The organism is Stenotrophomonas sp. KH_052 (genome assembly GCF_057838755.1).
Genome location: NZ_CM174475.1, coordinates 4,126,825 through 4,150,661, shown reverse-complemented (window position 1 = coordinate 4,150,661; position 23,837 = coordinate 4,126,825). Strand labels below are relative to the sequence as shown.

Annotated in this window: 23 protein-coding genes; 16 read left to right on the top strand and 7 right to left on the bottom strand. The window is 66.3% G+C overall.

Features of this window, described 5'->3' with window-relative positions; all coding sequences use genetic code 11:
* Positions 1–64 precede the first annotated feature (64 nt).
* Positions 65–1,249: a pyridoxal phosphate-dependent aminotransferase gene (locus AC3ITW_RS18955; protein ID WP_100469579.1), complete on the bottom strand. Its 1,185-nt coding sequence runs from the start codon at positions 1,247–1,249 to the stop codon at positions 65–67.
* A 197-nt stretch (positions 1,250–1,446) separates the two neighbouring features.
* Here AC3ITW_RS18955 and AC3ITW_RS18950 point away from each other — a divergent pair, with 197 nt between their 5' ends.
* The 9 genes from AC3ITW_RS18950 (at position 1,447) to hslU (ending at position 9,460) form a co-directional block, all read left to right on the top strand.
* Entirely contained in the window at positions 1,447–3,579 is a 2,133-nt protein-coding gene (locus tag AC3ITW_RS18950; RefSeq protein ID WP_012512149.1) for a S9 family peptidase, read from the top strand.
* Between the two features lie 55 nt (positions 3,580–3,634).
* Positions 3,635–4,057, top strand: a complete 423-nt coding sequence (locus AC3ITW_RS18945; protein WP_012512148.1) for a YbaN family protein — start codon at positions 3,635–3,637, stop codon at positions 4,055–4,057.
* Between the two features lie 128 nt (positions 4,058–4,185).
* Positions 4,186–4,458 carry an LPS translocon maturation chaperone LptM gene (gene lptM / locus AC3ITW_RS18940; protein ID WP_012512147.1) on the top strand — a complete coding sequence of 91 codons (273 nt, stop codon included), beginning with the start codon at positions 4,186–4,188 and terminating at the stop codon, positions 4,456–4,458.
* Positions 4,451–5,302, top strand: a complete 852-nt coding sequence (gene dapF, locus AC3ITW_RS18935; protein WP_006393360.1) for a diaminopimelate epimerase — start codon at positions 4,451–4,453, stop codon at positions 5,300–5,302. Before lptM ends, dapF begins: the two co-directional genes overlap by 8 nt.
* The gene (locus AC3ITW_RS18930) at positions 5,299–5,973 is read left to right on the top strand and encodes a DUF484 family protein (RefSeq protein ID WP_006393359.1); all 675 of its coding nucleotides are present in this window, start codon (positions 5,299–5,301) and stop codon (positions 5,971–5,973) included. The genes dapF and AC3ITW_RS18930 overlap by 4 nt, the downstream gene beginning before the upstream one ends.
* A gap of 13 nt (positions 5,974–5,986) precedes the next feature.
* Positions 5,987–6,877: a tyrosine recombinase XerC gene (gene xerC, locus AC3ITW_RS18925; protein WP_012512146.1), complete on the top strand. Its 891-nt coding sequence runs from the start codon at positions 5,987–5,989 to the stop codon at positions 6,875–6,877.
* Between the two features lie 177 nt (positions 6,878–7,054).
* Complete coding sequence (locus AC3ITW_RS18920; RefSeq protein WP_006393300.1) at positions 7,055–7,255, top strand: DUF3079 domain-containing protein; 201 nt, start codon at positions 7,055–7,057, stop codon at positions 7,253–7,255.
* 173 nt (positions 7,256–7,428) lie between these two features.
* On the top strand, positions 7,429–7,980 hold the full coding sequence (hslV, locus tag AC3ITW_RS18915) for an ATP-dependent protease subunit HslV (protein WP_005411093.1): 552 nt from the start codon (positions 7,429–7,431) through the stop codon (positions 7,978–7,980).
* 106 nt (positions 7,981–8,086) lie between these two features.
* A complete protein-coding gene (gene hslU / locus AC3ITW_RS18910) occupies positions 8,087–9,460 on the top strand; it encodes an ATP-dependent protease ATPase subunit HslU (RefSeq protein WP_012512145.1) in 1,374 nt (457 codons plus the stop codon).
* A gap of 229 nt (positions 9,461–9,689) precedes the next feature.
* On the opposite strand, the gene AC3ITW_RS18905 is transcribed toward hslU, so the two are convergent.
* Both AC3ITW_RS18905 and smeT read right to left on the bottom strand, forming a co-directional pair.
* Entirely contained in the window at positions 9,690–10,676 is a 987-nt protein-coding gene (locus AC3ITW_RS18905) for a Gfo/Idh/MocA family protein (protein ID WP_012512144.1), read from the bottom strand.
* A 45-nt stretch (positions 10,677–10,721) separates the two neighbouring features.
* The gene (gene smeT, locus AC3ITW_RS18900) at positions 10,722–11,381 is read right to left on the bottom strand and encodes an efflux transporter SmeDEF transcriptional repressor SmeT (RefSeq protein ID WP_012512143.1); all 660 of its coding nucleotides are present in this window, start codon (positions 11,379–11,381) and stop codon (positions 10,722–10,724) included.
* A gap of 226 nt (positions 11,382–11,607) precedes the next feature.
* Here smeT and smeD point away from each other — a divergent pair, with 226 nt between their 5' ends.
* From smeD to smeF, 3 genes are all read left to right on the top strand, one after another.
* Positions 11,608–12,789, top strand: a complete 1,182-nt coding sequence (gene smeD, locus AC3ITW_RS18895) for a multidrug efflux RND transporter periplasmic adaptor subunit SmeD (protein ID WP_006393237.1) — start codon at positions 11,608–11,610, stop codon at positions 12,787–12,789.
* A 12-nt stretch (positions 12,790–12,801) separates the two neighbouring features.
* On the top strand, positions 12,802–15,924 hold the full coding sequence (gene smeE / locus AC3ITW_RS18890; RefSeq protein WP_100435270.1) for a multidrug efflux RND transporter permease subunit SmeE: 3,123 nt from the start codon (positions 12,802–12,804) through the stop codon (positions 15,922–15,924).
* 110 nt (positions 15,925–16,034) lie between these two features.
* The gene (gene smeF, locus AC3ITW_RS18885) at positions 16,035–17,435 is read left to right on the top strand and encodes a multidrug efflux RND transporter outer membrane subunit SmeF (protein WP_141651044.1); all 1,401 of its coding nucleotides are present in this window, start codon (positions 16,035–16,037) and stop codon (positions 17,433–17,435) included.
* A gap of 83 nt (positions 17,436–17,518) precedes the next feature.
* On the opposite strand, the gene AC3ITW_RS18880 is transcribed toward smeF, so the two are convergent.
* The 4 genes from AC3ITW_RS18880 to AC3ITW_RS18865 form a co-directional block, all read right to left on the bottom strand.
* Positions 17,519–17,941 (bottom strand): low affinity iron permease family protein, encoded by a 423-nt coding sequence (locus AC3ITW_RS18880; protein WP_006393106.1) that lies wholly within the window; start codon positions 17,939–17,941, stop codon positions 17,519–17,521.
* A gap of 73 nt (positions 17,942–18,014) precedes the next feature.
* On the bottom strand, positions 18,015–18,341 hold the full coding sequence (locus AC3ITW_RS18875; RefSeq protein ID WP_006393104.1) for a hypothetical protein: 327 nt from the start codon (positions 18,339–18,341) through the stop codon (positions 18,015–18,017).
* Positions 18,342–18,415: 74 nt separating this feature from the next.
* On the bottom strand, positions 18,416–18,673 hold the full coding sequence (locus tag AC3ITW_RS18870; protein ID WP_006393103.1) for a hypothetical protein: 258 nt from the start codon (positions 18,671–18,673) through the stop codon (positions 18,416–18,418).
* A 198-nt stretch (positions 18,674–18,871) separates the two neighbouring features.
* Positions 18,872–19,324, bottom strand: coding sequence for a nucleoside deaminase (locus AC3ITW_RS18865; RefSeq protein WP_012512138.1), 453 nt, complete (start codon positions 19,322–19,324; stop codon positions 18,872–18,874).
* 79 nt (positions 19,325–19,403) lie between these two features.
* Between AC3ITW_RS18865 and ubiE the strand changes: the two genes are divergently transcribed.
* The 4 genes from ubiE (at position 19,404) to AC3ITW_RS18845 (ending at position 23,758) form a co-directional block, all read left to right on the top strand.
* Positions 19,404–20,165, top strand: a complete 762-nt coding sequence (gene ubiE, locus AC3ITW_RS18860) for a bifunctional demethylmenaquinone methyltransferase/2-methoxy-6-polyprenyl-1,4-benzoquinol methylase UbiE (RefSeq protein WP_012512137.1) — start codon at positions 19,404–19,406, stop codon at positions 20,163–20,165.
* A 179-nt stretch (positions 20,166–20,344) separates the two neighbouring features.
* Complete coding sequence (locus AC3ITW_RS18855) at positions 20,345–22,273, top strand: M1 family metallopeptidase (protein ID WP_489389836.1); 1,929 nt, start codon at positions 20,345–20,347, stop codon at positions 22,271–22,273.
* Positions 22,274–22,397: 124 nt separating this feature from the next.
* Positions 22,398–23,129 (top strand): lipoprotein, encoded by a 732-nt coding sequence (locus AC3ITW_RS18850; protein WP_032972976.1) that lies wholly within the window; start codon positions 22,398–22,400, stop codon positions 23,127–23,129.
* A complete protein-coding gene (locus tag AC3ITW_RS18845; RefSeq protein ID WP_006392943.1) occupies positions 23,126–23,758 on the top strand; it encodes an HAD family hydrolase in 633 nt (210 codons plus the stop codon). The genes AC3ITW_RS18850 and AC3ITW_RS18845 overlap by 4 nt, the downstream gene beginning before the upstream one ends.
* The last annotated feature ends 79 nt before the right edge of the window (positions 23,759–23,837 follow it).

The following is a 23,837-nucleotide window of genomic DNA, read 5'->3' as shown; positions in this document are numbered from 1 at the left end:
GTAGCGCCGAGCCATGCCCGGCGAGCGCGGAGCGCGGCAATATGCCGCCGGGCATGGCCCGGCGCTACCGGAATCGTTTCAACCCGCGCGCAATCCGCGCCACCGCTTCCTGCAACCGCGGCACTTCCTGGGTGTAGGCCAGCCGCACATGCTGGTTGGCACGGTGGAAGCCGAAATCCAGGCCCGGGGTGAACGCCACGTGCTCGGTTTCCAGGAAGTGGTTGCAGAACGCCTGCGCGTCATCGGTGAATGCACTGACGTCGGCGTACAGGTAGAACGCGCCCTGCGGCTCCACGTCGATGCGGAAGCCGAGCTCGCGCAGGGCCGGCAGCAGGAAGTCGCGGCGCTGCTGGAAGGCCTGCCGGCGCTGCTCGAAGATCGCCATCGATTCCGCGCTGAAGCAGGCCAGCGCAGCGTGCTGGGCGATGCTGGACGCGCTGATGTACAGGTTCTGCGCCAGCTTCTCCAGATCGGGCACCGCCGCCGGCGGCGCCACCAGCCAGCCCAGTCGCCAACCGGTCATGCCGAAATACTTGGAGAAGCTGTTCAACACGAACGCGTTGTCATCCACCTGCAGCACGCTGGGCGCATCCAGGCCGTAGGTCAGGCCGTGGTAGATCTCGTCCACTACCAGATGGCCGCCACGCGCCTGCAGGGCCTTCGACAGCGCCGCCAGTTCGTCGGCGGAGAGTACGGTGCCGGTCGGGTTGGCGGGTGAGGCCACCAGCGCGCCGACACTGTCGGCATTCCAGTGCTGTTCCACCAGCGATGGAGTGAGCTGGTAGGCGGTGTCCGGGCCGACCGGCACCAGCTGCGCGCCGCCTTCCACCAGGCGCAGGAAGTGGCGGTTGCAGGGGTAGCCGGGGTCGGCCAGCAGCCAGTGGCGGCCGGGATCGACCAGCAGGCTGCTGGCCAGCAGCAGCGCCCCGGAACCGCCGGGCGTGACCAGGATGCGTTCGGGATCGATGTCCAGCCCATAGTGGCTGCGATAGAAGCCGCTGATCGCCTGGCGCAGGGCCGGCAGGCCGCGCGCGGCGGTATAGCGGGTGTGGCCGGCGGCCAGTGCGGCCTGGCCGGCGCGTACGACCGGTTCGGCGGTGGTGAAGTCCGGTTCGCCGATCTCCAGGTGGATCACATCATGGCCGGCCTGTTCCAGCGCCTGTGCGCGGGCCAGCAGGGACATCACGTGGAACGGGGCGATTTCATGGCTGCGCCGGCTGTAGCCCGGCGTGTGGGGCAGGGTACTCATGCCGCCATGGTACGCCGCGTGCCGGGGTCGGATCCCTTTTGCGTGCAAAAGGGCTCTGGCCCGGAGGAGGGCCGCGCGCGACCCATGACGATCCGCAGGGTTGCCGCATTGCCGGTATTGGGGTCAGATCCCTTTTCGGGAAAAGGGATCTGACCCCGTCGAAGACCATTGCATTGATGCACCAGGAGCCTTATCTCATGAAATCCACCCTCTGCCTGTTGCTTGCCAGCCTGATGACCACCACCGCTACCGCAGCCACTCCGCCCGTTCCGCCGGATGCCGCCAAGCATCCGCACGTGGTCAAGGCGCCGTTCGGCGCGACCCGCAACGACGACTATTACTGGCTGCGCGACGACAAGCGCGAGAACAAGGACATGCTGGCCTACCTGCAGGCCGAGAATGCCTATGCCGACCAGCTGCTGGCACCGCTGAAGCCACTGGAAGACTCCCTGTACAAGGAGATCGTCGGCCGCATCAAGCAGGACGATTCCAGCGTGCCGGCGCGTGAGCGCGGCTACTGGTACTACAGCCGCTACGAGACCGGCCAGGACTACCCCATCCATGCGCGCCGCAAGGGTGCGATGGAAGCGCCCGAAGAGATCCTGCTCGACGTCAATGCACTGGCCGCCGGCAAGGGTTACTTCAGTGTCGGCTCGATGGAGGTCAGCCAGGACAACCAGCTGTTGGCCTGGGCCGATGATGACGTCGGCCGCCGCCAGTACACCATTCGCTTCAAGGACCTGCGCACCGGCCAGGTGCTGCCCGATGTGATCAGCGGCAGCTCCGGTGATCTGGTCTGGGCCGACGACAACCGCACCGTGCTGTACGTCGAAAATGATCCGGAAACGCTGTTGACCGTGCGCGTGAAGAAGCACGTGCTGGGCACCCCGGCCAGCGCCGACACCGTCGTCTACGAAGAGAAGGACGACAGTTTCTACATGGGCCTCGGCCGCACCCGCGACGACCGCTTCATCACCATCGGCGTGCACAGCACCGTGTCCTCGGAAGAGCGCTACGCACCGGCCGGTGATCCGACCACCTTCACCGTGCTTGCGCCGCGCCAGCGCGATGTCGAGTATGACGCCGACCACTACGATGGCCGCTGGGTGATCCGCACCAACGACGGTGCGAAGAACTTCAAGCTGGTCACCGCGCCCACCGATGCGACCTCGCGTTCGCAGTGGCAGGACTGGATCGCGCACGACGCCGCGGTGTTCATCGAAGGCTTCGAACTGTTCGATACCTACACCGCCATCGCCGAACGTTCCGAAGGCCTGGAGCGCATCCGCCTGCTGTTCAAGGATGGCCGCAGCGATTACGTGAAGGCTGATGAGCCGGCGTATTCCATGGGCCTGGGCGACAACACCGAGGCCGATACACCGTGGCTTCGTTACGTCTACACCTCGATGACCACCCCGACCACGGTGTTCGAGCTGAACACTGCCACAGGCGAGCGCCGTCAGCTGAAGCAGCAGCCGGTGATCGGCTATGACGTATCGAAGTACGAAACCGACCGTGTGTGGATCACCGCACGTGACGGGGTCAAGGTGCCGGTGTCGCTGGTCTACCGCAAGGGCTACCAGAAGGATGGCAAGGGCGCGCTGTTCCAGTACGCCTACGGCAGCTACGGCATGTCGATGGACCCGTACTTCAACCAGACCGCGGTGAGCCTGCTCGATCGCGGCGTGGTGTATGCCATTGCGCATATCCGCGGCGGCCAGGAAATGGGCCGTGACTGGTACGAGACCGGCAAGCTGCTGCACAAGCAGAACACCTTCAACGATTTCATCGACGTCACCCGTGGCCTGGTGGCACAGGGTTGGGCGGCGAAAGATCGCGTGGCCGCCTCCGGTGGCAGTGCCGGAGGCCTGCTGATGGGCGCGGTGGCCAACCAGGCGCCGCAGGACTACCGGGTGATGGTGGCGCAGGTGCCGTTCGTCGACGTGGTCACCACCATGCTCGACCCGACCATTCCGCTGACCACCAACGAGTACGACGAGTGGGGCAACCCGGAGCAGAAGCCGTACTACGACTACATGCTGTCCTACTCGCCCTATGACAACGTGAAGAAGCAGGCCTACCCGGCGCTGTTCGTGGGCACCGGCCTGTGGGATTCGCAGGTGCAGTACTGGGAGCCGGCCAAGTGGGTGGCCAAGCTGCGTGACGACAACACCGGCCATCTTCCGATCCTGTTCCGCACCAACATGGAAGCCGGTCACGGTGGCAAGTCGGGGCGCTTCCAGCGCTACCGTGAGCTGTCCGAGTCATACGCTTTCGTGCTGCAGCAGCTGGGTATCCAGGGCCCGGCCGGCGCCGCTGCGGCGGAATGACGCACGGTGGCGGCGGTGATATCGCCGCCGCCACCGCTCTGGGTATCCTTGTGCGATGAGCCAGCCCGACCCACCTGTTGCCAAAGCATCGTCCGCGCCGGTCCGGCCGGTACGTTTCCGCTGGGCCTGGTGGCTGCTGGCGTACGTCAGCCTCGGCACCGGCATCGTCGGCATCTTCGTGCCAGGCCTGCCGACCACCGTATTCATCCTGATCTCGGCCTGGGCTGCCTCGCGTGGTTCCGAGCGCCTGCACAACTGGTTGCTGCAACATCCGCGCTTCGGCCCGGCCATCGCCAACTGGCAGGCGCATGGCGCGGTCAGCCGCTATGGCAAGTGGATGGCCACGATCACCATGGCGGTGTGCGCCGGCATCATGCTGTGGTGCGTGCCGATCGCCTGGGTGAAGTGGTTCTCGATCGGCAGCATGACCGTGGTGGCGATCTGGTTGTGGACCCGGCCGCTGCCACCACCCGAATAGCGTCCCTCGCCGGGCATGACCCGGCGCTACCAGCGGGCCCGGTTGCGGTAGCGCCGGGCCATGCCCGGCGGATGCGCGGCACGGCACCCTGCACCAACCGCTCAGCCGCCAATGGCTATACTCGGGGCATGAAGATCCCCCATCGAAACGCCATCCTGATTCCGCTGGCAGCGGCTTCGCTGCTGCTCCTCGCCGCCTGCGGCAACAAGGGCCCGCTGGTACTGCCGCAGAAGCCGGTGCCGGTGGAAGAACTGGTCGAACCGGTTGCCGAGCCCGCCAACGAGGCGACTCCGGCGGAGACCCAGGGCACCGGCACCCCGGCCACGACCGTGGACCCGGCCGCGCCGACGACCCAGCCGGCGCCTGCGCCCGCGAAGAAGGTGGGCAGCGGGAATGAGTAAGGCCGGTTCCAAGGCCCTGCGCTTCAGCAAGATGCATGGCGCAGGCAATGATTTCGTAGTGATCGACCTGCGTGACGGCACCGTGCCACCTACGCCCGAGCTGGCCGCGCGCCTGGCCGATCGCCACACCGGTGTCGGCTGCGATCAGATCCTGACCATCGAAGCGCCGCGTGCGGAAGGCTCGGTGGCTTCGTACCGGATCTGGAATGCCGATGGTTCCAATTCCGAACAGTGTGGCAACGGCGCGCGCTGCATCGCCGCCTGGCTGGTGCGCGAGGGCAGTGCACAGGGCGATGCGTTCGTCATCGACAGCCCGCTGGCCAGCCACCAAGTGAAGGTGCTGGGCGATGGCCACTACGCGGTGACCATGGGTGTGCCCGCGTTCGAGCCGGCCAACGTGCCGTTGGTGGGTTTCGCCCATCCGCGCGAGGAATACCTGCTGCCGCTGCAGGGCGAGACCGTGCGTTTTGCCGCCGTGTCGATGGGCAATCCGCACGCGGTGATTGAAGTCGGCCTGATCGATGCCGCACCGGTCGAGCGCGTCGGTTCGCTGCTGCAGCAGCATGCGTCGTTCCCGCGTTCGGTGAACGTGGGCTTCGCCCAGGTGATGAACCCCGCGCATGCACGCCTGCGCGTGTTCGAGCGCGGCGTTGGCGAAACCCTGGCCTGCGGCAGCGGTGCCTGTGCCGCTGCGGTGACCCTGATGCAGCGTGGCCGCCTGCAGCGCGATGCGCGCATCAGCCTGCCCGGTGGTGACCTCCGCATCCAGTGGCCGGGCGATGGCCAGCCGGTGGTAATGGCCGGCCCGACCGCATTCGTCTTCGAAGGGGAGTGGATCGCATGACCGAAACCGTCGACAAGCTCGGGGCCCACGAAGTTGCTGCCTGGTTGCGGCGTCATCCCGGCTTCCTCAAGCAGTTCCCGGACCTGGCCCTGACCCTGGTGGTGCCCCGCGATGACGGCCCGACCGCGTCGCTGGCCAGCTACCAGCTGGAAGTGCTGCGCGAGAAGAACCGCGAGCTGGCGCGACGCTTGGCCGATCTGGGCGCAACCGCACAGGTCAACGAGCGTCTGGCGGTGCGTACGCACCAGCTGACCCTGGCGCTGATGAAGCAGGACAACGCCGCCGACACCCTGCGTGCGATGGCCGCCTCGCTGCAGGAAGACTTCGCCGGCGACCTGGTGCGGTTGGTGGTGCACACGCCGGTGGCAGGACTGGAACAGGCCGACTGGCTGCAGGTGATCGCCGCCGATGATGCGCAGCTCGGTCCGTTCCGCGATTGCCTGAAGGACGGCGAGCCGATCTGTGGCCGCCTGCAGCCGGAAAAGAACGCCGTGCTGTATGGCGTACGCAGCGAAGAAGTGCAGACCACCGCATTGCTGCCACTGCCGGGCGTAGGCCTGATCGCGGTCGGCAGTCATGACCCGAACCGCTTCTACCCGGGCATGGGCACGCTGTTCCTGCGCATGATGGGCGATGCGCTGGTCACCGGCCTGAAGCGCTTCCCGGGCTGAGCAGGGCACGACGATGAGCGCGGTACAGGCCTTCCTGCAGCACCTGCAGGTGGAGCGGCGGATGTCGGCGCATACGCTCGATGCCTACCGCCGTGACCTGGACGCGCTGTCGGTGTGGGCCGAGCCGCGTGGCATGGCGGTGGAAGCACTCGATGCCGAAACGCTGCGCCAGTTCGTTGCCGACGAACACCGCCGCGGACTGTCGGCCAAGAGCCTGCAGCGCCGCTTGTCCGCCTGCCGCAGCTTCTATGCCTGGCTGCTCAAGCACGGCCGTATCGAGGTCAATCCGGCGGCGACGCTGAAGGCGCCACGCGCGCCACGCCGGCTGCCGCAGGTGCTCGATGCCGATGAAGCCGTGCAGCTGGTTGAACTGGAGCCCGAGGGTGAACTCGGCCGTCGTGATCGTGCGTTGCTGGAACTGTTCTATTCCTCCGGCCTGCGCCTGAGCGAAGTGTGTGCGTTGACCTGGCGCGACCTGGATTTTGCCAGCGGCCTGGTCAACGTGATGGGCAAGGGCAATCGCCAGCGCCGGGTGCCGTTCGGCCGGCCGGCGCGCGAAGCGCTGCAGGCATGGCGTGCGGAAAGTGGTGGTGGCCCGGCAATGCCGGTGTTTCCCGGCCGCAACGGGCCGATCAGCCAACGCGCGGTACAGATCCGCATCCGCCAGCTGGCGCAGCGCCAGGGCCTGTTCAAGCACGTGCATCCGCACATGCTGCGGCACAGTTTCGCCAGCCATATCCTGGAATCCTCCGGCGACCTGCGCGGCGTGCAGGAGCTGCTCGGCCACGCCGACATCGCCACCACCCAGATCTATACCCACCTTGATTTCCAGCACCTGGCCAAGGTCTACGACGCCGCGCATCCACGCGCCAAGCGCCGCAGCAAGGACGACAAGGAGGGGTAGCGCCGGGCCATGCCCGGCGGCTGTGTGATCCATTTCCCGTGCATGCGACGCGGTCCGCGCTGCGTGCTCGCCGGGCACGGCCCGGCGCTACCGGAATAGACCGCCCTTGATCTGGATCAGGGCAGGGCGGGCGCAACCGGCGCACCGTGGCCGCAGGCCACGAGGAAACCGCCTGCCATGGCGAAGCCCATCCCGCTGCACCCCAAACACCCCGAGCGCATCTGCTGGGGCTGCGACCGCTACTGCGCGGCTGATGCGCTGGCCTGCGGCAATGGTTCCGGCCGCACCCAGCATCCGATCGAGACGCAGGGCGAGGACTGGTACATCGCCTGGGGCATCGAGCCGAATCCGGATCGGCCGTCGCAGGCAAAACGCTGAACGGCAGGTGTTCCACGTTCGGGCGGTGGGATCCGCGCGCATTGCGATGCGCTCGTCAGAAAGGCGCCCTCCTGTCGATGGGGCGCGGCCAAGCGCTGAACGGCAGCCATCCGCACAGGCTTGATCGCACCCGGCGCTGTCCCCATCTCCCGTGAACAGCTATCGGAGGCCGCATGGACCCCAGTCAGAATCCCAACGTTTTCCACGCCACCACCATCGTCTGCGTCCGTCGCGGCGAGCATGTGGCCATTGCCGGCGACGGCCAGGTCACGCTGGGCCACACCGTGATGAAGGGCAATGCGCGCAAGGTGCGCCGCCTTGGCCGTGACGGCCAGGTGCTGGCCGGCTTCGCCGGTGCCGCCGCCGATGCCTTCACCCTGTTCGAGCTGTTCGAGGCCAAGCTGGAAAAGCACGGCCAGCTGCAGCGCGCTGCGGTCGAGCTGGCCAAGGATTGGCGCACCGAGCGCCGTCTGGGCAAGCTCGAAGCCCTGCTGGCGGTGGCCGACAAGGAAACCTCGCTGATCATCAGCGGCACCGGTGATGTGATCGAGCCGGAGGACGGCATCATCGCCATCGGTTCCGGTGGTTCCTATGCACTGTCGGCCGCCCGCGCGCTGATGGCGCACACCGAACTGGATGCGCGCACCATCGCCAGTGAAGCGATCGGCATTGCCGGCGACATCTGCATCTATACCAACCGCAACGTGGTGGTCGAGGAGTTGTGACGGGGAACCCGTCACAGACATTCCAGATTCGCCGGGCATGGCCCGGCGCTACCGTCCGGGGCCGTTCGGTTCCGGCATCGTAGACAACGAATTCGTGAGCACATCCATGTCGAAGATCGAAGTTTCCTCCGCCACCATGACCCCGCGCGAGATCGTGCAGGAGCTGGACCGGCATATCGTGGGCCAGCACGACGCCAAGCGTGCGGTGGCCATCGCCCTGCGCAACCGCTGGCGCCGCATGCAGCTGGTGCCTGAGCTGCGCAATGAAGTGATGCCGAAGAACATCCTGATGATCGGCCCGACCGGCGTCGGCAAGACCGAGATCGCACGCCGCCTGGCCACGCTGGCCAACGCGCCGTTCGTCAAGGTCGAAGCAACCCGCTTCACCGAAGTCGGCTACGTCGGCAAGGACGTCGAGCAGATCATCCGTGACCTGGCCGATACCGCAGTGAAGCTTTACCGCGAACAGGCCAAGGTGCGCGTGCGTACCCAGGCCGAAGAACGCGCCGAAGACCGCATCCTCGATGCGCTGCTGCCGCGTCGTAGTGGCGGCATCGGTTTCGATCCGGAAGTGGCGCGCAACGAGCCGTCGGCACAGGACAACGAGACCCGCATCAAGTTCCGCAAGATGCTGCGCAATGGCGAGTTGGACGATCGCGAGATCGAGCTGGACCTGGCCGCCAACGTCAGCATGGACATCATGACCCCGCCGGGCATGGAGGAAATGGGCCAGCAGCTGAAGTCGATGTTCGCCAACCTCGGCGGCGGCGCCAAGGCGCACAAGCGCACGCTGGCCATCAAGGCCGCGCGTCCGCTGCTGATCGAAGAAGAAGCCGGCAAGCTGGTCAACGAGGACGACATCCGTACCGCGGCGATCGAAGCCTGCGAGCAGCACGGCATCGTCTTCATCGACGAGATCGACAAGGTCGCCAAGCGTGGTGACAACGTGGGTGGTGGCGACGTCTCGCGCGAAGGCGTGCAGCGCGACCTGCTGCCACTGGTGGAAGGTTCCAACGTGTCCACCAAGTACGGCACGATCAAGACCGACCACATCCTGTTCATTGCCTCCGGCGCATTCCATCTGGCCAAGCCCAGCGACCTGATTCCCGAGCTGCAGGGTCGTTTCCCGATCCGCGTCGAGCTGGGTGCGCTGAGCAAGAACGACTTCGTGCGCATCCTGACCGAGCCGAAGGCCGCGCTGACCAAGCAGTACGAAGCGCTGCTGGCCACCGAGGGCGTCAAGGTCAGTTTCACCGCCGATGCCATCGATCGCCTGGCCGAGATCGCTTTCCAGGTGAACGAACGCCAGGAGAACATCGGTGCCCGCCGCCTGCACACCGTGCTGGAGCGGCTGCTGGATTCGCTCAGCTACGAAGCGCCGGACCGTGATGGCGAGACCCTGGTGATCGACAGCGCCTACGTCGATACGCACCTGGGCGAGCTGGTGCAGGATCCGGACCTGAGCCGCTACATCCTGTAACGCAGAAGGCCGCTATCCGATGGGGTCGGATCCCTCGCCGTGGCGAGGGCTCTGACCCCGGCCGCTGCAACACAGAAGGCCGCCGCAAGGCGGCCTTTTCGTTGGGCTTCCGGTAGCGCCGGGCCATGCCCGGCGGCTGTTCGGCCCGATGTTGGTGTTACCCGACGCAGGTCGCGCTGCGTGCTCGCCGGGCATGGCCCGTCGCTACCTGGGCGCGGTCAACCCGGCGCTACCGTTGCGTTCGGTAGGCCTGCAGCACCTGGTCCATCACCGCATTGGTACGGGCGGCGCTGGCGCCGTTCGACGGCGAGTGGCCGTTGCCGCGCAGCTCATCCACCAGAGTGGCGATCAACGGCTGCTGGATCGACGGCGGGTTCGGGATGTCGAACGCCTGCACGCCGGCCCCGGTCTCCAGCACTACCGGAACATCCTCGAAGGTGGCAAAGCGCAGCTGACCTTGGTCGCCGGTGATCTCGACCTCATCCTGGCGGCGGAACGCGCAGAAACTCCACTGCGCGATGCCATGCACCCCGCGACCGGCACGGAAGCACATCGAGACGCTGTCCTCGGCGGCATACGCGCCTGCCTGCGAACTGGCCAGGCCACGCACATCGGTCAAAGGCCCGAGCAGATGATCGAGCAGGTCCAGGGTGTGCGAGCCCAGATCAACGAACAGGCCGCCGCCGGAGATTGCTGGATTGGTCCGCCAGAAGTCCGGCGACGCAGCGTTCGCCGAATGCGGTCGATGCAGGGTGGCGCGCACGCTGCGCGGTTCACCGATCGCGCCGCTGTCCAGCAGCTGCTTCACCTTCTCGAAGCGGGGCAGGGCGCGGCGGTAATAGGCCACGAACACCGGCACGCTGCTGCGTGCGCTGGCCTCCATGATGCGTTGGCACTGGTCATGGTCCATGGCCATCGGCTTCTCGATGTAGACCGGCTTGCCCGCGGCAATCGCCTGCAACGCGTACTGCATGTGCGTCGAGGGTGGCGTTGCGACGTACACCGCGTTCACTTCCGGATCGGCGATGAGCGCATCGGCCTCCGTGTACCAGCAGGGAATCGCATGGCGCCGTGCGTAGTCTTCGGCCAGTGCCGCATTGCGGCGCATCACCGCGGCCACCCGTGAGCCGGGCGTGCCGGCCAGAGCGGGGCCGCTCTTCTTCTCGGTGACGCTGCCGCAACCGATGAAACCCCACACCACATTGTCCAGGATCATGGGGCCGTCCTCAGATGGGGGCCGTAGTGGCGGCAGCAACGCCGCTCACGCTTCCGGCAGGGGTTCGGGCACCGTGCCCGGCACGAACACGCCTTCCTTCACGTAGGCGGCCAGGGTCATGTCCAGTGCCAGCATGCCATCGCGCTTGAGGTCCATCAGGTCCGGTTCGACCATCGCCCCGTGCAGCACGCCCAGTACCGTGGCATGCAGCATGCGTGCGGCGATCTTCGGGTCGGCACCTTCGCGCAGCTGGCCCAGGTCCTGCGCACGGCGCAGGGCGCGCTCCATCCGGTCCAGCGCATCGCGGAAGCCAGCCTGCTGCAGTTCGGTCAGTACCTTGGTATCGGCGGAGGCATCGCTGCGCAGCATGATCTCCATGGTCTTGCGCAGGCGCTCGTCCTCGGACAGCTCGATGAACGAATGGATCATCACCGCGCGCAGGTCGTGCACCGGGGTGTCGCGCTGGTCGGTGGAGGTGCGCTCCAGTTCCTGCATGAAAGGCAGGTGCACGCGCTCGACGATCGCGGTCAGCACCTCGCTCTTGTTCTTGAAGTGCCAGTAGACCGCGCCACGGGTATAGCCGGCACGGGCACCGATCATCTCCAGCGTGGTACGGGCCACGCCGTGTTCATGGAAGCAGGCTTCGGCGGCGTCAAGGATGCCTTCCCGGGTTGCCTGGGTGTCCTCTTTGGTCTTGCGGGCCATGGGTAGGTACGAGTGCGGGTGAAACGTGGCTGAATTGTACCTGTTTACAAACAAACACGCATGTATGTATATTTCGTTCCCATCATTGCCGTCGTGTGCGTGGCAGGCCAGTCCGGCCCCCACGCCGCATCGGGTGGGCGCTGTTCGCACGGTCTTCACTAGTTCTGGTGGAGGGTCCGCCGTATCAGCGCTGGCTGAGACCCTTTCCTTCAAGAGCCTTTCCGTCATGTTGCTGAGCCGAATCCGACCCTTTGCACTGTCGCTGGCGATCGCCGCGACCGTGGCTGCCTGTGGCGGCCAACCCCAGGCCCCCGAGCAGGGCCCGGGCGATGTCACCGTGGTAACGCTGAAGTCCGAAACCGTGGGCCTGACCCGCGAACTGCCGGGTCGTACCAATGCGTTCCTGGTCGCCGAAGTGCGCCCGCAGGTCAATGGCATCGTCGCCAAGCGCTTGTTCACCGAAGGCGGAATGGTCAAGGCCGGCGAGCCGCTGTACCAGATCGAGGACGCCAGCTATCGCGCCCAGGCCAACAGCGCCCGCGCGCAGCTGGCCCGTGCCGAAGCCACTGCCAATGCCGCCCGCCTGAGCGCCAAGCGCATCACCGAGCTGGCCAAGGTCGACGCGGTCAGCCAGCAGGATCTGGAAAACGCCGTGGCTGCGCAGAAGCAGGCCGAAGCAGACGTCGGTGCCGCCAAGGCATCGCTGGATGCGGCCAACGTCACCCTCGGCTACGCGCGCATCACCGCGCCGATCAGCGGCCGCATCGGCAAGTCCAGCGTCACCCAGGGCGCGCTGGTCAGCGCCGGCCAGGCCACCGCGCTGGCCACCGTGCAGCAGCTGGACCCGATCTACGTCGACCTCACCCAGTCCTCGGCCGAGCTGCTGCAGCTGCGCCGCGAACTGGCCGCCGGCCGCCTGCAGGACAACCAGCAGACCCCGGTCAGCATCCTGATGGAAGACGGCAGCGAATTCGCCCACAAGGGCACGCTGGAGTTCTCCGAAGTCAGCGTCGATCCGGCCACCGGCAGCTTCGGGCTGCGGGTCAAGGTCGACAATCCCGATGGCCTGCTGATGCCCGGCATGTACGTGCGCGCCGTGATCGGCGGCGGCGTGCGCAGTGATGCGGTGCTGGTGCCGATGCAGGGCATCGCCCGTGATCCGAAGGGCGACACCAGCGCCATGGTGGTCGGCAAGGACAACAAGGTCGAAGCGCGCCCGGTCAAGGTCAGCCGCACGGTTGGCGACAAATGGCTGGTCGAGGACGGCCTGAAGGCCGGCGACAAGGTCATCGTCGAAGGCCTGCAGAAGATCGGCCCGGGCATGCCCGTGAACGTCACCGAACAGGGTGCCGCTCCGGCCAAGCCGGCTGCCGCCCAACCTGCAGCTGCGGCCGCAGGCGCGAAGTAAGCGGAGAACCCCATGGCACGTTTCTTCATCGATCGACCCATCTTCGCGTGGGTCATCGCGATCATCATCATGCTCGCCGGCGGCCTGGCCCTGTTCAAGCTGCCGATCTCGATGTACCCCAACGTCGCACCGCCGGCGGTGGAAATCAGCGCCAGCTATCCGGGTGCTTCGGCCAAGGTGGTCGAAGACTCGGTGACGCAGATCATCGAGCAGAACATGAAGGGCCTGGATGGCCTGATCTACTTCTCCTCCAACAGCTCGTCCAATGGCCAGGCCACCATCACCCTGACCTTCGAGAGCGGAACCAACCCGGACATCGCCCAGGTGCAGGTGCAGAACAAGCTGCAGCTGGCCATGCCGCTGCTGCCGCAGGAAGTGCAGCGGCAGGGCATCAACGTGGCCAAGTCCAGCTCGGGCTTCCTGAACGTCATCGCCTTCGTGTCCGAAGACGGCAGCATGGATGCCAACGACATCGCCGACTACGTCGGTTCCAACGTCGTTGACCGTCTGAGCCGCGTGCCGGGCGTGGGCAACATCCAGGTCTTCGGTGGCAAGTACGCCATGCGCATCTGGCTGGACCCGAACAAGCTGCATACCTATGGCCTGTCGGTGCCGGAAGTGACTGCCGCGATCAAGGCCCAGAACGCGCAGGTGGCCATTGGCCAGCTGGGCGGTGCGCCGTCGGTGAAGGGCCAGCAGCTCAACGCCACCATCAATGCGCAGTCGCGCCTGCAGACCCCGGAACAGTTCCGCAACATCATCGTGCGCGGCGCGCAGGACGGTGCCGAACTGCGCCTGGGCGATGTCGCCCGCGTCGAGCTGGGCGCCGAGTCCTACGATTTCGTCACCCGCTACAACGGCCAGCCGGCCAGCGGCCTGGCCGTTACCCTGGCCACCGGCGCCAACGCGCTGGATACCGCTGCCGGTGTCGATGCAACCCTGAAGGAACTGGAAGGTTTCTTCCCGGCCGGCCTGAAGGCCGAGATCCCGTACGACACCACTCCGTTCGTGCGCGTGTCGATCAAGGGCGTGGTGCAGACCCTGCTTGAAGCGATCGTGCTGGTGTTCGTGGTGATGTACCTGTTCCTGCAGAACTTCCGCGCCACCCTGATCCCGACCATCGCCGTGCCGGTGGTGCTGCTGGGTACCTTCGGCGTGCTGTCGGTGCTGGGCTTCTCGGTGAACATGCTGACCATGTTCGCGATGGTGCTGGCCATTGGCCTGCTGGTGGACGATGCCATCGTGGTGGTGGAGAACGTCGAGCGCATCATGTCCGAAGAAGGACTATCGCCGCTGGAGGCCACCCGCAAGTCGATGGGCCAGATCACCGGCGCACTGGTGGGTATCGGTCTGGTGTTGTCGGCGGTGTTCGTGCCGATGGCCTTCATGAGCGGCTCCACCGGTGTGATCTACCGGCAGTTCTCGGCCACGATCGTTTCGGCGATGGCATTGTCCGTGCTGGTCGCGATCGTGCTGACCCCGGCACTGTGCGCCACCATGCTCAAGCCGCTGAAGAAGGGCGAGCACCACGTTGCACACAAGGGCTGGTCGGGCCGCTTCTTCAATGGCTTCAACCGTGGCTTCGACCGCACCAGCGAGAGCTACCAGCGTGGCGTGCGCGGCATCCTGCATCGCCCGTGGCGGTTCATGGGCATCGTCGCCGCACTGTTCCTGCTGATGGGCGTGCTGTTCGTGCGCCTGCCCAGCTCGTTCCTGCCCAATGAAGACCAGGGCGTGCTGATGGCGCTGGTGCAGGCACCGGTCGGTGCCACCCAGGAGCGCACGCTGGAGTCGATCGCCGCGCTTGAAAAGCACTTCATGGAAAACGAGAAGGACGCGGTCGAGTCGGTGTTCTCGGTGCAGGGCTTCAGCTTCGCCGGCATGGGCCAGAACGCGGGCATGGCCTTCGTCAAGCTGAAGGACTGGAAGGACCGTGATGCCGACAACGGCGTGATGCCGATCACCGGCCGCGCGATGGCAGCACTGGGCCAGATCAAGGATGCCTTCATCTTCGCCTTCCCGCCGCCGGCCATTCCAGAACTGGGCACCGCCTCGGGTTACACCTTCTTCCTGAAGGACAACAGCGGCCAGGGCCATGAAGCCCTGGTGGCGGCGCGCAACCAGCTGCTGGGCCTGGCCGCCCAGAGCAGCAAGCTGGCCAACGTGCGTCCGAACGGCCAGGAAGACACGCCGCAGTTCCGCATCGATATCGATGTGGCCAAGGCGACGTCGCTGGGGCTGTCGATCGACCAGATCAACACCACCCTGGCCACCGCGTGGGGCAGCTCGTACATCGATGACTTCGTCGATCGCGGCCGCGTCAAGCGCGTGTTCGTGCAGGCCGACCAGGCGTTCCGCATGGTGCCGGAGGACTTTGATCTCTGGTCGGTGAAGAACGACAAGGGCGAGATGGTTCCGTTCAGCGCCTTCGCCAGCAAGCGCTGGGACTACGGTTCGCCGCGCCTGGAGCGCTACAACGGCGTGTCGGCCACCGAGATCCAGGGTGAGCCGGCGCCGGGCGTGGCCTCGGGTGATGCGATGGCCGAGATCGAACAGCTGGCCAAGCAGCTGCCGCAGGGCTTCGGTGTCGAGTGGACGGCGATGTCCTACCAGGAACGCCAGGCCGGTTCGCAGACGCCGCTGCTGTACACGCTGTCGCTGATGATCGTGTTCCTGTGCCTTGCCGCCCTGTATGAAAGCTGGAGCGTGCCGACTTCGGTGCTGCTGGTGGCGCCGCTGGGCATCCTCGGTGCAGTGCTGGCCAATACCTTCCGCGGCATGGAGCGCGACATCTACTTCCAGGTGGCGATGCTGACCACGGTGGGCCTGACCAGCAAGAACGCGATCCTGATCGTCGAATTCGCCAAGGAGCATCTGGAGAAGGGCGCGGGGCTGATCGAAGCGACGATGCATGCGGTCCGTGACCGCCTGCGTCCGATCATCATGACCTCGCTGGCCTTCGGCATGGGCGTGTTGCCGCTGGCGATCTCCACCGGTGCCGGTTCCGGCGCCAAGCAGGCGATCGGCACCGGCGTGCTCGGCGGCATGGTCGTCGGCACCGTGCTCGGCGTGTTCTTCGTGCCGCTGTTCTTCGTCGTGGTGCAGCGCGTGTTCAAGCGCAAGTCCACGACGTGACCTGAAACGGTAGTGCCGGCCGCTGGCCGGCACCTACTGCTCGCGTGATGTGAATCCAACGAGGTTGCCGGCCAGCGGCCGGCACTACCTCCTGCCATCCGGCAGTACCGATGGAAGTCATTCCCATGAAAAGTGCATCCCTGTTTCTTTCCATTGCCGCCGTGCTCGCGCTCGCCGGCTGCTCCACCCTGGTGCCGAAGGACACCGCCGTTGCGCCTGCCATTCCGGCGCAGTGGCCGGCCGAGGCCGCGCAGGGCCAGGTGGCTGACGTCGCCGCCGTCGGCTGGCGCGACTTCTTCACCGATGCGCGCCTGCAGCAGGTGATCGACCAGTCCCTGCAGAACAACCGCGACCTGCGTGTGGCGGTGCTCAATGTTGAACGTGCGCGTGGCCAGTACCGCGTGCAGCGCGCTGATCGCGTGCCGGGCGTGGCCGTTACCGGCCAGATGGATCGCCGTGGTACGGACGCTGGCGTCACCGAGCAGTTCACTGCCGGTGTTGGCGTAGCCGAGTTCGAGCTGGACCTGTTCGGTCGCGTGCGCAATCTCAGCGAGGCCGCCCTGCAGCAGTACTTCGCCGTGGCTGCGAACCGTCGCAACGCGCAGCTGAGCCTGGTGGCCGAGACCGCCACCGCGTGGTTGACCTACGGGGCGGACGCGCAGCGGTTGAAGATCGCCGAAGCGACGCTGAAGACCTACGAGGATTCGCTGCGCCTGGCCGAGGCCCGCCACGAACGCGGTGGCAGTTCGGCACTGGAGCTGACCCAGACCCGCACCCTGGTCGAAACCGCACGCACCGATGCCGCGCGCCTGCGTGGCCAGCTGGCCCAGGACCGCAACGCGCTGGCGCTGCTGGCCGGTGGCCAGCTCGACCCGGCGCTGCTGCCCGACGCTGTCGCGCCGAGCCTGCTGGCACTGGCGCCGCCGCCGGCCGGGCTGCCCAGCGACGTGCTGCTGCAACGCCCGGACATCATGTCCGCCGAGCATCAGCTGCTGGCCGCCAACGCCAGCATCGGTGCGGCGCGCGCGGCGTTCTTCCCGAGCATCTCGCTGACCGGCAGCATCGGCAGCGGTTCGAACGAACTGTCCAACCTGTTCGACAGTGGCACCCGTGTATGGAGCTTCCTGCCGAAGATCACGCTGCCGATCTTCCAGGGCGGCAAGCTGCGCGCGAACCTGGCCATCGCCAATGCCGATCGTGACATTGCGCTGGCGCAGTACGAGAAAGCGATCCAGGTGGGCTTCCGCGAGACCGCCGACGCACTGGCGCTGAATGTCAGCCTGGATGAACAGGTCGCTTCGCAGCAGCGCCTGGTCGAGGCTGCCGAGCAGGCCAACCGCCTGTCGCAGGCACGCTATGACGCTGGCCTGGACAGCTTCGTGACCCTGCTCGACGCGCGTCGTACCGCCTACAACGCGCAGCAGACGCAGCTGCAGGCGCAGCTGGCCCAGCAGTCCAACCGCATCACCCTGTACAAGGTGCTGGGCGGCGGCTGGCACGAACGCAGCTGAAGGACAGCCGGCCAGCGGCCGGCTCTACCTTGATGATCGATGGTAGTGCCGGCCGCTGGCCGGCATTGTCATTTCAGGACCTGCTACACCGCTTCATCGTCGCGCCGCGCTGCATGGCAGGCGCGTACGCGCGCCAGTGCGTCACCGGCCTCGCGCGCCATCTGCTCGTATTCGGCGCGGATCTCCTCCAGGCGCTCTTCGTCCAATTCCTCCAGGTCCAGAAGCTCGTTGTTGGCTTCGGCCGTCGCCCGGATCAGTTCGTCCAGCTTGATCTGCATCGCCGCGGTATCGGCGTTCTGCGTGTGCTGGATCAGGAACACCATCAGGAAGGTGATGATCGTGGTGCCGGTGTTGATCACCAGCTGCCAGGTGTCGTTGAATCCAAACACGGGCCCGCTGATGCCCCATATCACCACGATCATCACCGCAGCCAGGAAGGTCCACGGCGAACCGGTGGCGGCCGCAGCCTTCTTGGCGATCGTATTGAACAGGTTTCTTGCTTTCATCGTCGTCGTCCTACTCAGATGACGAGGATGATCGGCAGTGGCCCGTGCAGGGGCCGTGCAGCCGTGGATCGGCTCAGGCGCGCAGGCGCGGAGCGTCCTGCAGCCGCACCGGGCTGGTCTGGTAGACATGCTGCCAGCAGCGGTCGACGAACTCGCGGGCCTGGGACTCGCTCAGCCGCGGCATGATCTGCAGCGCGTACTGGGTCTGGAACATCTCGTCGCGCTGGGCATTGCTTGCGCGCGGCTGGGTGATCAGCGAATCGCAGGCGAACTTGATCCACGGCACGTACGAACCGAACGAGTTGTGCGGTAGTGCGCCGTCGGCATGCTGGCGGCGCCAGTGATCAAGCTCGGCATCGACATTGATGACCGGGGGAATGGTGGGAACTTCAGCGTGCATGTCGATCCAATCGGTTGAGGTGGACGGGAGTGGGGGTTCATCGCAGTGTGGCGTATGCGCCGGTGCATGCCGCGTCAGCGCGGCGTGCAGCCGGTGTTGCCATCGAGCAGCTGCGCGTGGGTCACTGCACCGAGGTCTTCGGCGATGTCGGCCATGGCGTTGCACAGCCGGACATGATCACGCGGGTGGGCGTGGATCACTTCCTGCTGCAATCCCTGGTAAGCGGTCCAGAACGGCGCGGTGCGTCGATGCAGCGCGAACTGCTGCGTCAATCGGTCGCGGATGCCGGCAAGGGCCGGGTCGGGCGTGGAGCGTAGGGCGAGCGCGCACATGGCTGGCTCCGCCGGGGAAAGGGGCCCCGGTCATTCCACCCTAGGTGCGATGGCGGGCTGGGGTGTTACCGGCGCGTGTGCATGCAGGGCAACTGACTGTGCACCGGTTCACGGCGATTGCCGCAAACGCTGCCGGCACAAGGATGTGCCGGCACTGAAGCGTTCATTAAGCGGGTTCAACAGGAGGCTGCGCGGTGTTCATTCACCGATGTCTTCGTTCCAGATCTCCGGGTGCTGCGCAATGAAGCCGCCCAGCAGGTCCACGCATTCCTGGCTGTCCAGGTCGATCACCTTGACGCCGTTTTCGCGCAGCCAGTCGATGCCGCCCTGGAAGGTGCGCGATTCGCCGACCACCACGGTGCCGATGTTGAACTGGCGCACCAGGCCCGAGCAGTACCAGCACGGCGCCAGGGTGGTGACCATGATGGTGTCCTGGTAACGGCGCTGGCGGCCGGCCTTGCGGAAGGCATCGGTCTCGCCATGCACTGACGGGTCGCTTTCCTGCACGCGGCGGTTGTGGCCGCAGCCAAGCAGACGGCCGTCGTTGTGGTACAGCGCCGCGCCGATCGGCACGCCACCCTCGGCCAGGCCCTGGCGGGCTTCGGCGATGGCGGTCTGCAGCAGGGCCTGGTAGTCGGGCGTGGTGATCATGCGGGGCTCCGGTAAGTCATGGCCCGCCATGATACGGGCAGGGGGTGCCGATGGCCCCCGGCGGTGCGATAATCGGGGCATGAGCGAATCCCCCTACAAATCCGGTACCACCCATTTCGGGTTCCGCGACGTCGCCGCCAAGGACAAGCAGAAGCTGGTCGGCCAGGTGTTCACGTCGGTCGCGCGCAACTACGACCTGATGAACGACCTGATGAGCATGGGCGTGCACCGGGCGTGGAAGCGCTACTACGTCGCCACTGCGCAGGTGAAGCCGGGTGACCGCGTGCTCGATCTGGCCGGCGGCACCGGTGACATCGCCGCGCTGCTGAAAGAGCGCGTCGGCGTCGAAGGTTCGGTGGTGCTGGGCGACATCAACGCCGGCATGCTGTCGGTCGGCCGCGACCGCCTGACCAACCGCGGCCTGGTGCTCGGCCTGGACTACGTGCAGTGCAACGCCGAAGCCCTGCCGTTCCCGGACAACAGCTTCGACCTGGTGACCATTGCCTTTGGCCTGCGCAACGTGACCGACAAGGACGCCGGCCTGCGCGAGATGTACCGCGTGCTGAAGGTCGGCGGCCAGGCCCGCGTGCTGGAGTTCTCCGAAGTCACCGCCGACTGGTTCAAGCCGATCTACGACTTCCATTCGTTCAAGATCCTGCCGAAGCTGGGCAAGCTGTTCGCCAACGATTCGGACAGCTACCAGTACCTGGCCGAGAGCATCCGCAAGCACCCGCCGCAGGAAGAGCTGAAGGCGATGATGGGGCAGGCCGGTTTCGAGCGTTGCCACTACAAGAACCTGACCGGCGGCATCGTCTCGATCCATTCCGGCTACAAGCTTTAAGCCTTGAAGGTCGCCGGGCATGGCCCGGCGCTACCACGCAACGTCCCGGCACCCCCGGTAGCGCCGGGCCATGCCCGGCGAGCAGGCGGCCCCGCCCGCCATTACCCCGCACCGCGCAACGCCTGCGGGGCCGGAGGGAGGTACCATTGGGGGTCTGATCCCCGTAACGGTCCCGATTCATGCGTAATCCGCTGATGCTCCTTCCGCTGGCCGTGGCCCTGGCCGCCGGCTGCTCCCAGGAGGCGGCCGCGCCCGCCGCCGCCCCGACTGCCGAAAAGGCCCCCGCCGCTCCCGTGAACGCCGAAAACCGCAGCCACGACGAAAGCTCCTATGCCGAGCCGGACAAGGTCGTCATCAAGGACATCGCGCTGGACCTGAAGCTGGACTTCGACCAGAAGCAGATCGGCGGCACCGCCACTTACACCCTGGAGTGGAAACAGAAGGACGCCAAGCAGCTGGTGCTCGACACCCGCGAGCTGAGCGTGTCCAAGGTCGAGGCGATCGCCGCCGATGGCGCGCGCAGCCCGCTGCAGTTCGTGCTCGCCCCGGTCGACAAGGTGTTCGGCAGCAAGCTGACCATCGAGACCCCGGCGCAGCCGGCCAAGGTGGAAGTGACCTACCACACCGCACCGACCGCCTCGGGCCTGCAGTGGCTGGCGCCGTCGATGACCGAGGGCAAGAAGCTGCCCTTCATGTTCAGCCAGTCGCAGGCCATCCACGCCCGTTCCTGGGTGCCGCTGCAGGACACCCCGAGCGTGCGCTTCACCTACAGCGCGCACGTGGTCTCGCGCCCGGACGTGATGGTGCTGATGAGCGCTGACAACGATCCGAAGGCCGCGCGTGACGGTGACTACACCTTCAAGATGCCGCAGCCGATTCCGTCCTACCTGCTGGCCATCGCTGCCGGTGACCTGGTGTTCGAGCCGATCTCCGGCCGCTCCGGCGTCTGGGCCGAGCCGACCATGGTCAACAAGGCCGCCAAGGAATTCGAAGACACCGAGAAGATGATCGGTGCCGCCGAGAAGCTGTACGGCGAATACCGCTGGGGCCGCTACGACATGCTGGTGCTGCCGCCGTCGTTCCCGTTCGGCGGCATGGAGAACCCGCGCCTGACCTTCGCCACCCCGACCGTGATCGTCGGCGACAAGTCGCTGGTCTCGCTGGTGGCCCACGAACTGGCGCACAGCTGGTCGGGCAACCTGGTGACCAACGCCAGCTGGAAGGACATCTGGCTCAATGAAGGCTTCACCACCTACGTCCAGGGCCGCATCACCGAAGCCCTGTACGGCAAGGAGATGGCCGAGATGGAGAAGCAGATCGACCAGACCGATCTGCTGGCCGAAGTGAAGGACATGAGCCCGGCCGACCAGGCGCTGGCGCTGCCGCCGCTGAACGAGCGTGACCCTGACGAAGCCCTGAGCCAGGTCGCCTACGTCAAGGGTTCGTGGTTCCTGGAGTTCCTGGAACAGCGCTTCGGCCGCGAGACCTTCGATCCGTTCCTGCGTGGCTGGTTCGATGACCACGCCTTCCAGAGCGCGAACACCGACCAGTTCGTGGAGTATCTGAAGAAGAACCTGCTGCCGAAGAATCCGTCGGCAGTGACCGATGCCGAACTGAAGGCGTGGCTGGACGAGCCGGGCATCCCGGCGTTCGCGGCCAAGGCGCAGTCGCGCAACTTCAGCAGCGTCGATACCGCAGGCATCGCCTTTGCCAGCGCCGGCACCGTGCCGAGCAGCCAGGTCATCGCCGACTGGAGCACGCAGGAATGGGTGCGCTTCATCGACGGCCTGGGCGCGACCCAGCCGCTGGACAAGCTGGCCACGCTGGACAAGGCGTTCCACTTCACCGGTACCCCGAATGGCGAGATCGCCATGCGCTGGTATCCGCTGGCGATCCGCAGCGGCTACGAGCAGGCCAATGAAGGCGCCGCAGCATTCATCGAGCGCGTCGGCCGTCGCAAGCTGATCCTGCCGATCTACGCCGAACTGGTGAAGACCCCGAAGGGTCTGGAGCTGGCCAAGCAGGCCTTCGAGAAGGCCAAGCCGGGTTACCACCCGATCACCACCGGCTCGGTGCAGGACATGCTGTCCAAGGCTGAAGCCAAGTAAGCAGAAGCGCCGGGCAACCCCCGGCGCTTTTTTTGTAGAGTCGAGCCATGCTCGACTGCTGTTGAAGCGCCAGTCGAGCATGGCTCGACTCTACAGAAATGCGAAAACACGAAGGACCTCCGCCATGAAACGACTGATCCTGCTCACCGCCTGCACCCTGGCTCTGGCTGCCTGCAGCAACCCCGAGGAAGAGCGCAAGGCGCAGGAAGCCGCCGCGGCCGCCGTGCAGGCACAGAAGGAAGCCAAGGCCGAGGACGTGGCCAAGCAGTACGACATGGCCGTGGCCGCGCAGGACTGGGAGCGTGCGCGCCTACATGGTGCCTCGCTGCTGGACCAGTACAAGGACACCGCCGCCGCCGAACGCATCGCGGCTGGCTTCGACGAAGTAAAGGCCAAGGGCGATGCCGCGCGCGACCTGCGCCGCATGCAGGGGCTGTGGCAGTACAACCAGATCCCGGTCGGCAGCAAGGGCAACCAGGTCTCGGCACAGATTTACAGCAAGGAACGGGTGGACGTGGATGGCAGCGGTGCCAAGCCGGTGCAGTTGGTGTTCCGCGATCATCCGGAGTGGAAGCGGCATGCCTACCTGGTGCTGCAGGCCGGCGATTTCCGTTGCCCGCAGTGCACGGTGAAGGTGACCGTGGACGACGGCAAGCCGATTTCCATGGCCGCCTGGCGGCCGAAGACCGATGAAGCCATCGCCCTGTTCATCACTGACCAGAAAGCGCTGTGGAAGCTGGCAGCCAAGGGCAAGTCGATCAGCATCGAGTTCCCGGTCAAGGCCGGTGGCACCCGTACTGCGGTGTTCGAGACCGGTGGCATCGACGCCAGCCGCATGCCGGCGTGGTGGCGATGACCCTGGCGGTACCCGTGGTGGACGCCAGGGCAGTACCGGCGTTGTCGGCAATCCGGCACTGGGTGTTCGACATGGATGGCACGTTGACCGTGGCGATGCATGATTTCGCGCGGATCAAGCGCGAACTGGCGATTCCGGCGCGGGACGACATCCTCACCCACCTGGCTGCTCTGCCCGCTGCAGAGGCCAGTGCCAAGCATGCCTGGCTGCTGGCCCACGAGCGTGAACTGGCCGCGGCCTCCGTGCCGGCGACGGGCGCGGTGGCGCTGGTGCGTGCGCTGCAGGGCGCCGGTTGCCGGCTGGGCATCCTCACCCGCAACGTGCGCAACCTGGCCCAGGTCACGCTGCAGGCGATCGGGCTGGGCGATGTGTTTGCCGAAGAGGACATCATCGGCCGCGACGAAGCCGAGCCCAAGCCCTCGCCGGACGGCCTGCAGTACTTCCTGCAGCGCTGGCAGGTGGATCCGGCGCAGGTGGTGATGGTGGGCGATTACCGCTTCGACCTGGAATGCGGCCGCGCCGCGGGCACGCGCACCCTGCTGGTCAATGCCCCGGACAACCCGTGGCCGGACATGGCCTGCTGGCACCTGGCCGATTGTGCGGCGGTGCTGGAGCACTGGCAGCGCTAGGGGGCGCCCTCTGCGCGCCATGGCGGGCAGGGGGAAAGGGTTCAGATGTCGAAAGCCGTCGAAGTAGACGGTCATCACA

What these genes read in the sequence shown, in the direction of transcription:
- AC3ITW_RS18845 (WP_006392943.1), top strand. Translation starts at nt 23,126, where the DNA reads ATGACCCTGGCGGTACCCGTGGTGGACGCCAGGGCAGTACCGGCGTTG.
- smeD (WP_006393237.1), top strand. Translation starts at nt 11,608, where the DNA reads ATGTTGCTGAGCCGAATCCGACCCTTTGCACTGTCGCTGGCGATCGCC.
- AC3ITW_RS18905 (WP_012512144.1), bottom strand. Translation starts at nt 10,676, where the DNA reads ATGATCCTGGACAATGTGGTGTGGGGTTTCATCGGTTGCGGCAGCGTC.
- lptM (WP_012512147.1), top strand. Translation starts at nt 4,186, where the DNA reads ATGAAGATCCCCCATCGAAACGCCATCCTGATTCCGCTGGCAGCGGCT.
- smeE (WP_100435270.1), top strand. Translation starts at nt 12,802, where the DNA reads ATGGCACGTTTCTTCATCGATCGACCCATCTTCGCGTGGGTCATCGCG.
- dapF (WP_006393360.1), top strand. Translation starts at nt 4,451, where the DNA reads ATGAGTAAGGCCGGTTCCAAGGCCCTGCGCTTCAGCAAGATGCATGGC.
- AC3ITW_RS18850 (WP_032972976.1), top strand. Translation starts at nt 22,398, where the DNA reads ATGAAACGACTGATCCTGCTCACCGCCTGCACCCTGGCTCTGGCTGCC.
- AC3ITW_RS18870 (WP_006393103.1), bottom strand. Translation starts at nt 18,673, where the DNA reads ATGTGCGCGCTCGCCCTACGCTCCACGCCCGACCCGGCCCTTGCCGGC.
- xerC (WP_012512146.1), top strand. Translation starts at nt 5,987, where the DNA reads ATGAGCGCGGTACAGGCCTTCCTGCAGCACCTGCAGGTGGAGCGGCGG.
- AC3ITW_RS18945 (WP_012512148.1), top strand. Translation starts at nt 3,635, where the DNA reads ATGAGCCAGCCCGACCCACCTGTTGCCAAAGCATCGTCCGCGCCGGTC.
- AC3ITW_RS18875 (WP_006393104.1), bottom strand. Translation starts at nt 18,341, where the DNA reads ATGCACGCTGAAGTTCCCACCATTCCCCCGGTCATCAATGTCGATGCC.
- ubiE (WP_012512137.1), top strand. Translation starts at nt 19,404, where the DNA reads ATGAGCGAATCCCCCTACAAATCCGGTACCACCCATTTCGGGTTCCGC.
- smeF (WP_141651044.1), top strand. Translation starts at nt 16,035, where the DNA reads ATGGAAGTCATTCCCATGAAAAGTGCATCCCTGTTTCTTTCCATTGCC.
- AC3ITW_RS18855 (WP_489389836.1), top strand. Translation starts at nt 20,345, where the DNA reads ATGCGTAATCCGCTGATGCTCCTTCCGCTGGCCGTGGCCCTGGCCGCC.
- hslV (WP_005411093.1), top strand. Translation starts at nt 7,429, where the DNA reads ATGGACCCCAGTCAGAATCCCAACGTTTTCCACGCCACCACCATCGTC.
- hslU (WP_012512145.1), top strand. Translation starts at nt 8,087, where the DNA reads ATGTCGAAGATCGAAGTTTCCTCCGCCACCATGACCCCGCGCGAGATC.
- AC3ITW_RS18880 (WP_006393106.1), bottom strand. Translation starts at nt 17,941, where the DNA reads ATGAAAGCAAGAAACCTGTTCAATACGATCGCCAAGAAGGCTGCGGCC.
- AC3ITW_RS18865 (WP_012512138.1), bottom strand. Translation starts at nt 19,324, where the DNA reads ATGATCACCACGCCCGACTACCAGGCCCTGCTGCAGACCGCCATCGCC.
- AC3ITW_RS18920 (WP_006393300.1), top strand. Translation starts at nt 7,055, where the DNA reads ATGGCGAAGCCCATCCCGCTGCACCCCAAACACCCCGAGCGCATCTGC.
- smeT (WP_012512143.1), bottom strand. Translation starts at nt 11,381, where the DNA reads ATGGCCCGCAAGACCAAAGAGGACACCCAGGCAACCCGGGAAGGCATC.
- AC3ITW_RS18955 (WP_100469579.1), bottom strand. Translation starts at nt 1,249, where the DNA reads ATGAGTACCCTGCCCCACACGCCGGGCTACAGCCGGCGCAGCCATGAA.
- AC3ITW_RS18950 (WP_012512149.1), top strand. Translation starts at nt 1,447, where the DNA reads ATGAAATCCACCCTCTGCCTGTTGCTTGCCAGCCTGATGACCACCACC.
- AC3ITW_RS18930 (WP_006393359.1), top strand. Translation starts at nt 5,299, where the DNA reads ATGACCGAAACCGTCGACAAGCTCGGGGCCCACGAAGTTGCTGCCTGG.